The organism is Candidatus Komeilibacteria bacterium CG_4_10_14_0_2_um_filter_37_10, assembly GCA_002793075.1.
In the GTDB taxonomy this organism is placed as follows: domain Bacteria; phylum Patescibacteriota; class Patescibacteriia; order UBA1558; family UBA1558; genus UM-FILTER-37-10.
Genome location: PFPO01000030.1, coordinates 1 through 10214 on the forward strand (window position 1 = coordinate 1; position 10214 = coordinate 10214).

Below are 10214 nucleotides of genomic sequence, written 5' to 3' on the forward strand. Positions count from 1 at the left end.
GGATTTGGGGAATCGCTACCATGCCATATCAATGCGGCGTGCTCAGATTTTGATAATTATCGCAATCAAATCAAGGGTGTATTCAAATACAATGGTTGTACGGCATTTTTCATCAACAATACCGCTCAAGATGGTAAACCTCTATTTATTACTGCCGCTCATGTTTACAACGGTCCTGGTGTTACGGGAGAAATTATTGATGCTACTTTGTATTTGGACTATCAAAGTCAAAGCTGTGAAAATCCACCAAATGAACCAACGGCTACAGTCATCAATACGAGAATAAAACTGTTAAATATTTCTTCTCCTAGCAGCTATGCTGACGCTGATCGAGTATTATTGGAGATTGTTGGCGAGATTCCCAGTCACATGATTTATCTTCTGGGGTGGGACAGAACACTGGATAATTTAATTGGACAACAAATGGTCAGTTTTTCTCATCCTCAAGGTGATATCAAAAAAGGACTAAAGCCAACTATTAATGCTCGTAGCAATGTAGTAATCGATGGTTACTTATACAATCAATCTGGAATAATTGAATCGGGTTCCTCTGGTTCACCATTAATTGATCATAATAACAGAGTAAGGGGGCATATTAGCAGTGGAAAAACGTATGGGTGTGGCGAAAATTTGCAAGCCGTTGCTTACTATATTTGTATGTATTATCAATGGGAGGAACTGGCTCCTTACCTTGACCCGTTAAACTTGGGCTCATTATATTTAGATGGACAAGATTATGCTTTACCAGTTGAATTAACAACCTTTACTGTTCAAATCAAAAAGAATTTGATAGAACTGTATTGGCAAACAGTAACAGAAATTAATAATTTCGGATTTGAGATACAAAAATCAACCAACCTTATTGATTGGGACTCTATTGGCTTTCTTGCTGGTCACGGCAACAGTAATGCACCTAAAGACTACTATTACCACCCAAGCAATCAACTGATTGATAAAAATACTTACTACCGATTAAAACAAATTGATTCTGACGGAAAATCTCAATACAGTAAAATAGCGCAAGTAGTATTTACAGTCAACCAATTTCAATTGCAGCAAAATTATCCTAATCCATTCAATCCGACAACAATTATTGCCTACTCTTTAGCTAATGATTCTCAAGTAGACCTATCAGTATACGATTTACTAGGACAGAAAATGAGTAGTCTCATTAGTCAGAGACAGGGCGCAGGAATCTACCAAGTTGAATTCAACGGAGAAAACCTGCCCAATGGTATATATATCTATCGGCTAAAAACCGATCAATATACCCAGACAAAGAAAATGGTATTAACCAAATAATTTAATAACAGCTCAAAATTGGGCTGTTATTTTTATTGACAATATGCCTAAATTTTACAGAAAAATGGCTAAAAAAGCAACTTTTTTCGACCCGCGGGGTTGATAACAATTTGCTATTGACAAAAGTAACGATATGTAATATATTGTTATATTAATTGAAAATTAACAATAAAATATCAAAAGGAGTAAAAATGAACTTATTTCCTATCTATCGTGCTCTCAAACCTTACAAAGAACAAGGTTATAAAGTAATTTATATCAACCTTGTGTGGATTTGGGTGATATTGAGCATTGGTGTTTCTGCTTATTTTAGCTATTTCCATATTAATGGCAAAATAAATGAGTTTCAATGGATGGAAAAAAACTATGCTCACTACCAAAATCATCTAATAAAATTTAAAACACCCCCAGCCCTTGATGCCATACTAAAAAAAATAATAATAAGCCATGATACCATCTATAACTTTCCAATTGCGGGTTATTACCGAGTTAAGCTTGACTCAAACTCATATACATTACCCTTTAGTAAATTAATACTAAACAAAGCTGCAGCTTCTAACTCGTGGTTTTTACAAGTGCAAACACAAAATTTACAGGGTGCAGTTGTTATTTACAATAGTGATTGGCTAATATACCACGATCTAGATTTGAGGCAACTCTTAAAAGAACAAATCGGAAATTATTGGCTATACTTCAAAGCCCAATCACAATTTAATGATCATAAAATTTATGCATCTTTAACCTGGGAACCTAGTTGCTTTCGTATCTACTTATTAAATGGTTTCACATTGATAATATATTGCATAACAGTATTATGTGGCTGTGGCTTAATAATTTTATTTTTCACGAAATCACTAACGCAACACCAACGGTTTGTGGTAGAATCTCTTACCGAGCATTCGGAAAAAATTAAAAAATACTTAATTGGAAATAAAAGAGTAATTTTCTGGAAATGTATAGAACGAATTTACTATAAATAATTTCGTTTTTTCTCTCAAATACTAAACAAAATAACCACTGTCAATGACGATGGTTATTTTTTATTTCCTAATTTTTGCTCAATTATTTCTTTATTTCTTCCTTAACCTTTTGCCAGATGTCTTGCTTGATCTGAGCAATCAATTTTTGATTCTGCCTGAGAAAATCTTTGGCATTCTCCCGACCAACACCCAGTTTCTCTTCACCATAAGCATAGCTATTACCATTCTTAGCAATAATACCTTTTTCCACTCCCAAGTCTAGCACGTCACCGGGAATAGAAATCCCCTCATTGTACATAATATCAAATTCGGTTGCTTGAAACGGCGGTGCTACTTTATTCTTTACTATTTTCACCTTGACCCGATTACCAATAAACTCCTCGCCTTTTTTAATTTGCGCCGCGCGTCGAATCTCAATACGTACCGAGGCATAGAATTTCAAAGCCATGCCACCGGTTGTGGTTTCCGGATTGCCAAAATAAACACCAATCTTCATTCTTGTCTGATTGATAAAAACAACAACGGTTTTTGATTTAGAAACAATACCGGCTAATTTACGTAGGGCCTGACTCATTAATCGTGCTTGCAAACCCATGTGCGAATCACCCATATCTCCTTCTATTTCCGCTCGCGGAACCAAAGCCGCAACAGAATCAATAACTATCACGTCAATGCCATTGGAACGAACCAATGTTTCCACAATATCTAATGCTTGCTCGCCGTTATCTGGTTGCGAGATTAATAATTCATCAACATTAACTCCAATTTTGCGGGCATAGTCAGGATCAAGAGCGTGTTCAGCGTCCACAAAAGCCGCAGTTCCACCTTGTTTCTGTACCTCGGCTACAATGTGTTGTGCTAAAGTTGTTTTACCAGATGCTTCCGGGCCGTAAATTTCAATAATTCTACCCCGTGGCACTCCGCCTACTCCCAAAGCAATATCCAATGATAAACAACCAGTAGAAACTGCATCTACTTGCAAAATTTTGGCTTCACCAAAACGCATAATTGCGCCATCGCCAAACTTACTTTTTATTTGTTCAATAGCTGTTATTGCTGCCTGTTGTCTAGGACTTGCGGCATTTTCTTTTTTTGCCATAATATTACTTACTTAATATTTAAATGCCCTGCTTTTTATATAAACTAAACTATCTAATTACTGGATTATCCGATCCCTTGCTTACCTGATTACCGGACTGCACTTGCGGTGTTTGTCGCATGACAGATATTACCACACGACTGGGTTGACCTCTTTTTTTGATCGCGACAATTTCTAAAATGTTTATTCCGGGGGCGAGATTAATGGCCGCACTAAAATTACCTGACTGATCCAAAAGCGCCATCTGATCGTTGATTCGTACTTCTGCTTCTTGCTCCGTACGACCAATGATATTAATCATTCTTTCGTTGGTGATAAAATTATTTGGTGGTTCAACAACCGTTAACTGCGGTGGTCGCATCAAGAAAAAAACTTGCTGTGTTAAATAAACAAAAATAGCTAAACCGATTAACCCCAGACCAAATAATTGTAATTTTCGCGGGGTAATAAAATTTAACCAACTATTTATTTTTATTTCTGGTCGATCAAAACTAATAAACTGTATCTGTACGCCACGTTCTTTTTGATACTCTTTAATCAACCATTTATGATCCAAATTTAAAAAAACACCGTACGCTCGCAACCATTGACGAACATATATTTCACCGGGCAACTGCTCGTAAGCACCATCTTCTAAAGCCTCCAAATATTTAACTTGGATACTTAGTTTTTTAGCACAAGTCAGCAAATCAAAGCCAGCTTGCTCTCGAGCTCTCTTTAATGCCTCGGGCACTGTCTGATGCCAAACTATTTTTTTAGTGGTAAAAATGGCCATTTTAAATCCCTGATTAATTATTCTTCTTTCGTTTCTTCTGAATTTTCTTCTTCCTCGTTGAGCCAGCCGTCGTCTTGATAGTCACGAACGTCCAAATTATTCTCCAAATCCTCCTGCCGCAGGAGTATTTCTCGAGCCTTGGAGCCGCTTTGCGGACCAACTATACCTCTTTTCTCTAATAAATCCAAAATTCTGGCGCCTCTAGCATAACCCACTCTCAGCCTTCTTTGCAAGAAGGTGGCAGAGGCATTACCCGCCTGCAAAATTGCCGCCTGTGCTTCCTGTAATAACGGATCGTCATCGTCATCATCACCAAAGGATGCTCCGGGCAAAACAAATCCTTTTTGTTTCTCCGTAATTTCTTCTTTATACTCAGGCTCGCCTTGTTGGCGCCAAAAGTCGGCAACTCGTACAATCTCTTTATCAGAAACATAAGCGCCTTGTAAACGGCGAGGTTTGGATATATCGGCGGTAATATACAGCATATCACCACGACCCAATAACTTTTCCGCACCAGCCTGATCAATAATGGTGCGCGAATCAATTTGTGAAGCAACAGTAAAAGCCATACGCGTGGTAATGTTGGCTTTAATCAAACCAGTAATAACATTAGTTGAGGGACGCTGAGTAGCAATGACCAGATGAATACCAGAAGCGCGAGCTAATTGCGCCAGACGGACAATCGGTGCTTCAATATCACGAGCCGCCACCATCATCAGTTCCGCCAACTCATCAATCACTACCACGATATATGGTAGCTGATTAACCAAAACACTCTTGTTGTAGGATTCAATATCTTTCTTGCCAGCGGCATTAAATATGGTTAATCTATTTTCCATTTCCCCGACAGCCCAGCGAAGGGCATTGATGGCCTTACCAGTCTCCGTAATTATTGGGGTTAATAAATGAGGAATATTATTGTACGGTGTCATCTCCACACGCTTCGGATCAATCATGATCATTTTTAATTCATTGGGATTGTTACGATACAATAAACTCAAAATAAAATTATTAATACAGACGCTCTTGCCCGAGCCAGTGGCGCCGGCAATAAGACAGTGCGGCATTTTAGCAATATCTAACGACTGACAAGTACCAGAAACGTCTTTACCAAGTGCCACTGCTAAGTGACTGGAACTATTGCGAAAAGATGGGGATTCCAAAATCTCACGTAATTTAACAATTGCCACTTTCTGATTAGGCACCTCAATACCGACTAGTGATTTGCCCGGTATTGGCGCTTCTATTCTGATCGGATGAGCGGCTAAGGCCAAGGCCATATCATTGCCAAGATTGGTAATTTGAGCCAGTTTAACACCATCAGCTGGTTTTAGAGTAAACTGCGTGACGGTTGGTCCAACATTTACTTCATCCATGGTGACATCAATACCAAAATTTTCCATCGTCTTTCTAATTTTCTCACTGTTGATTTCAATGTCCACACTGACCGGATTAGAACCATTAACTTCTAACAAATCTAACGGTACCGTTACTTTATATATCTGCTTGCGTTCTTTGGGTATTGATAAATACTCTTTTTCTTCATCATTGGTGGGATAAATAGACTCTGTGGTTTTTAGCCGCTTTTCTTTAACCAAGGGCTCCACTTCTTCAATTTTAACTGGAACGATTTCTTCATCTTCATCGTTCTCAGTATAATCATTATTACCGCGCGCTATTTTTCTACTCCACCACCAAGTTTTGAGTCGCAACCAAGTGTTCCGAAAAACGTTCACACGATTACCAAGTTCGTCTAAAGAAATATTAAAAACAATTAACAAGCCAATGATTAATAAACCCAGGAGTACCACCAAAGCTGCCAGATTATCCATTAATCTGGTGAGTGGAATATAGATCGCTGAACCTAAATAGCCTCCACCAAAATCTTGAGTATAGCTTAGAGATGTGTGTTGAATGTTATAGATTAATTCTAGCAATCCTGAACCGCTAATCATGGCCAATCCTAAGCCTAAGTAATTGCTGGGTTTTAATAAATATTTATCGGGATTAACTAAGATGTAGCCCCAAACTAAAAAAATAACTGGGAAAACATATTTGCCCCAACCAAAGGCAATGCCTAAATAACGATCAACGTAAATACCAAATAACCCAGCCAAGTTCAGGAGGGATAACAACGAGAGAAAGGCCACTAAAAAAGTTAATACAATCAGGATGCCTTTTTTGGTTTCCGGTGACAAAACAGGAACCTCAGGCAATTCTACTTCAATCCTTTTTTTCTTGGCCATATTATAATAAAGAAGATATTAATTATGTTTTGCTTTGTTATTTTAACATTTTTACACTGTTTGAGCAATTCAACAAAACATTAAAAAGAGGGCTAATAATAACCCTCAAATTAATGCCTTGCTTAATATTTTCTCGATTTTAAATTGCTACTGATTTATTTTTTTCCGTTCGCAAAAGTAGCCGATTATACATATTCTTAACTGTTTCAGTGGAGATTAAATAGGCAATAACTAAGCCAAATATCCACAACAAATGTTTAACCTCTGGCTGTCGGAAATGGAAAAATTCTTGGCCAAAAATAGTAAATGGCAAAGCGATCGTTACGATAATAGCTACTACCGTTAACCAGCTCAGTAATGCCGACGCGGGTTTAGCTTTAAACATAAATTTATTGGTACGTACCGAATAAATTAAAAGCAATTCCGTTAAGATGCTGCCAATAAACCAATTGGTTTGTAAGGTCTCTGGTGAGATCCGATAAAATAAAGCAAAAAACATAAAATCAAAAATAGTACTGACAATACCCAGCATCATAGCGATAAAAGTAATGTCTTTAACATTATACTGTTTGGGTTTTTTTAACTCGTCAGGATCAACGGCATCAGTAGAAATAGCAATCATCGGGAAATCGGATAGCAAATTCAAAAGCAAAATCTGAATGGGCAACATGGGCAAAAAATCAATAAATAATGTCGAGATAGCCACGGCATAAAAATTACCAAAATTAGAAATCAATGTCGCTTTAATATACTTTACGGTATTAGCAAATACTTTGCGTCCCTCCTCAATACCATTAAGAACAGCCTGCAAATCTTTTTCCAATAAAATAATATCTGCCGCCTCCCGCGAAACGTCAGCGGCTGACTGCACGACAATCGAAACGCCAGCTGCTTTCAAAGCCGGCGTATCATTAATTCCTTCCCCCAAAAAACCAACTGCCCACTTCTCTTGTAAAAGCGTAATTATTAAATGCTTTTGTTCTGGTGCCACTCGAGCAAAGACCTGATATCGTTCAATGGCTTTCCTTTGTTCCCCGGCATTCATGGCTAGCAAATCAGCCGCCACCAAAACATCGGTGCTTTTTGTTATCAAACCAATTTGCTGCGCCACCGCACCAGCCACTTCCGGACCGTCACCAGTTAAAATAACCATCTTCACCCCTAATTCTTGGGCTTTGCGAGCAACAGCATAAGTACTTTCTTTAATCGGATCAACAAAAGAAATAGCACCCAAAAAAGTAAAGCCCTTAACTTCCTTTTCTAATCCATCCACCAGTTTATCCATTTTTTGTTTTGGGAGTTTTTTGCTAGCGATTGCTAAAACTCGACAACCACAAGTGCCTTGCTGGACCAACCATTCATTTAATTTAGTTCTTTTTTCTGTCGTTAAATTTTCTGACTGATCAGCAATGACTTCTGGTGCACCGCGGACAATCATTTCATATTGCTCGTCTTTTTTAACCAAAACGGCATTGCGCTTCCAATTGGGATCAAAAGGTAATTCCCCGACACGCTCATAACTAGAATAAATAACTTTCTCCTCCTCTGACAATCCTTGGGCGACGGCAATATCAAATGGCTCTAGCCTATCACCCGCAATAGCATCAGCTGCTAAATTGGCATATAAAATAGTTTTACTATCTGAAGTAGAGAATAATTCCGCGATGGTTAATTTATTTTCCGTTAAAGTGCCTGTTTTATCAGTACATAATATTTCAATACCGCCCAAATCTTCAATCGCTGATAATCTTTTGACTACTACTCTATTTTTCGCTAATTGTCTGGCACCGTGCGCTAAAGAAAAAGTAGTTACTACTGGCAGAGCCTCGGGAATAACGCTGACAGCTAGCGCGATAGAAAAAATGATCAAACTAATGAGGTCTTGATTCTCTCTATTAAATAAAAGGTTGGCCGCAAAAACTACCGCTAATGTTAAAATAATTAATCTCAAAATAAATGAGCTAAACCGAGCAATGCCTTTTTCAAAATTACTCACTTTTTTCGTTTCGGCAGTCAGCTTAGCAATATCACCCATCACGGTTTGGGCACCAATAGCTATAACCACTGCCTTGGCTCCGCCGCTGACAATGCTGGTGCCAGAAAAACCAATGTTGGTTGCCTGATAGAGCTCTTTAATTTCTTCCCTAATCTGTTCACTGTCTTTTTTAATACTAACTGACTCACCGGTCAATATTGATTCGTCAATCGTTAAATTGTGTGTTTCCAAAAATCGCACATCGGCTAAAATCCTATCGCCAGTTGCTACGATAACAATATCACCAGGAGTTAGATTCTCTGATGGTACTATTATTTCTTTGCCCTGACGAATGACCTTGGCTGAGGAACGAACATACTGTCGTAAAATTTGTAATGTTTTTTCCGACTTATACTCCTGGTAAAAGCCCAAAGAAACATTGATGATGATAAACAACAAGATCATTAGTCCTTCAATGTTTTCACCTAAAATAATTGATAAGATAATAGCAGCTAGTAATAAATAAATGAACGGGGACTTAAATTGACGCCAGAGAATATGCCACCACATAACACTCTCATGGGCCAGCACATTTAATCCATAGTGGTTCACTCTTTTCAAAACCTCTTCTTCGGTTAAGCCGTTTACTGAATCTGTTTTTGCTTCTTGTAAAGCTTCTGCTGTTGAATAATTTATAAATTTTTGCCAAATTATCATTACTTTATGATTATGAATAAAGACTACTTTATTATAACATTTTTTATTGCCGTATTGTTATAAAAAATAATAATTAAATCTAACGCTATTCGTGGTTGTATCTTTACTTTTGCTCAAATTTATTATAAGATTGGCACAAACAAAAAAGGAGAAATTTTATGCTCTTTACTATTTTCATCGCCTACTTGTTAGGTTCGCTACCATTCGGTTATCTACTAGGACTCGCTGCTGGTAAAGACGTTCGTCAAATTGGTAGTAAAAATATTGGCTTTACCAATGTCTTTCGTCTTTGCGGCTGGCGTTACGGGCTACCAACTTTGATATTAGATGTTGGCAAGGGATTTACAGCTGCTTATTTTGTACCTCAATTATTTAATATTACCACTAACATTGAGATTGTCTTTATCGGACTGGCGGCATTACTGGGTAACATCTTTCCGGTTTGGTTAAAATTCAAAGGCGGCAAGGGCGTGGCAACGGGTGCTGGTATTTATTTAGCTCTCTTACCCAACGAATTACTAATGGCGGTTTTTATCTGGGCAACTCTGCTATCGATAACCCACGTAATGTCTTTAAGTTCGTTGATGGCTACACTAACCATTGCGTTGACAAGAGTACTGCGTAGTTGGCCTGATTCCTTTAATTGGAATGAGTGGCCGCTAACGACCCTGACCATCCTGACCTTAGTTGTGATTCTGATCACGCATACAAAGAACATCCAACGCTTACGGCGCGGAGAAGAAAACAAATTTAACAAAACCAGTTCATAATAATGAATTGGTTTTTTTATACTATTGAATATTTTGTTTAAAAAAATAGCCTCGGATAGCTTTATGCAATCCAAGGCAAAGAACAAAGAACAAAGAACAAAAATCTAAAAGTTCAAAAAGTCAAAGAACTAAAAGCCAGAAACTTACGAAACGTCGAAAGCGAAACCGCTATCACGATGCCACTTGACGTCAGGATTGCCAAAGTACGTGCCCAGCCAAGAGCCATCGCCACCACGATCAACGCTGAGAAGTCTAGGATCGCCGTCAGAATCTTTTATTGGTTCGTGCATAATCACAATCCAATATAATCCCATCTCCTTTAATTCTTTATTAGAAAATTTCTCCCTGAT

At 38.0% G+C, this 10214-nt stretch carries 7 protein-coding genes; 3 read left to right on the plus strand and 4 right to left on the minus strand.

Features of this window, described 5'->3' with window-relative positions; genetic code table 11:
* Together COX77_01660 and COX77_01665 are read left to right on the plus strand one after the other, a co-directional pair.
* Positions 1 to 1302: hypothetical protein (locus tag COX77_01660; GenBank protein PIZ99394.1), on the plus strand; the 1302-nt coding region annotated here is incomplete at its 5' end.
* A 191-nt stretch (positions 1303 to 1493) separates the two neighbouring features.
* Positions 1494 to 2282: a hypothetical protein gene (locus COX77_01665; GenBank protein PIZ99395.1), complete on the plus strand. Its 789-nt coding sequence runs from the start codon at positions 1494 to 1496 to the stop codon at positions 2280 to 2282.
* An 82-nt stretch (positions 2283 to 2364) separates the two neighbouring features.
* Here the strand turns inward: COX77_01665 and recA are convergent, their stop codons facing one another.
* From recA to COX77_01685, 4 genes are all read right to left on the minus strand, one after another.
* Entirely contained in the window at positions 2365 to 3381 is a 1017-nt protein-coding gene (recA, locus tag COX77_01670) for a recombinase RecA (GenBank protein ID PIZ99396.1), read from the minus strand.
* 49 nt (positions 3382 to 3430) lie between these two features.
* Positions 3431 to 4156 carry a hypothetical protein gene (locus tag COX77_01675; protein PIZ99397.1) on the minus strand — a complete coding sequence of 242 codons (726 nt, stop codon included), beginning with the start codon at positions 4154 to 4156 and terminating at the stop codon, positions 3431 to 3433.
* A 17-nt stretch (positions 4157 to 4173) separates the two neighbouring features.
* Positions 4174 to 6402, minus strand: coding sequence for a cell division protein FtsK (locus tag COX77_01680; GenBank protein ID PIZ99398.1), 2229 nt, complete (start codon positions 6400 to 6402; stop codon positions 4174 to 4176).
* A gap of 139 nt (positions 6403 to 6541) precedes the next feature.
* On the minus strand, positions 6542 to 9094 hold the full coding sequence (locus COX77_01685) for a cation-transporting ATPase (GenBank protein ID PIZ99399.1): 2553 nt from the start codon (positions 9092 to 9094) through the stop codon (positions 6542 to 6544).
* 158 nt (positions 9095 to 9252) lie between these two features.
* On the opposite strand from COX77_01685, the gene plsY reads away from it, so the two are divergent.
* Complete coding sequence (gene plsY / locus COX77_01690) at positions 9253 to 9864, plus strand: acyl-phosphate glycerol 3-phosphate acyltransferase (GenBank protein PIZ99400.1); 612 nt, start codon at positions 9253 to 9255, stop codon at positions 9862 to 9864.
* Positions 9865 to 10214: the final 350 nt, after the last annotated feature.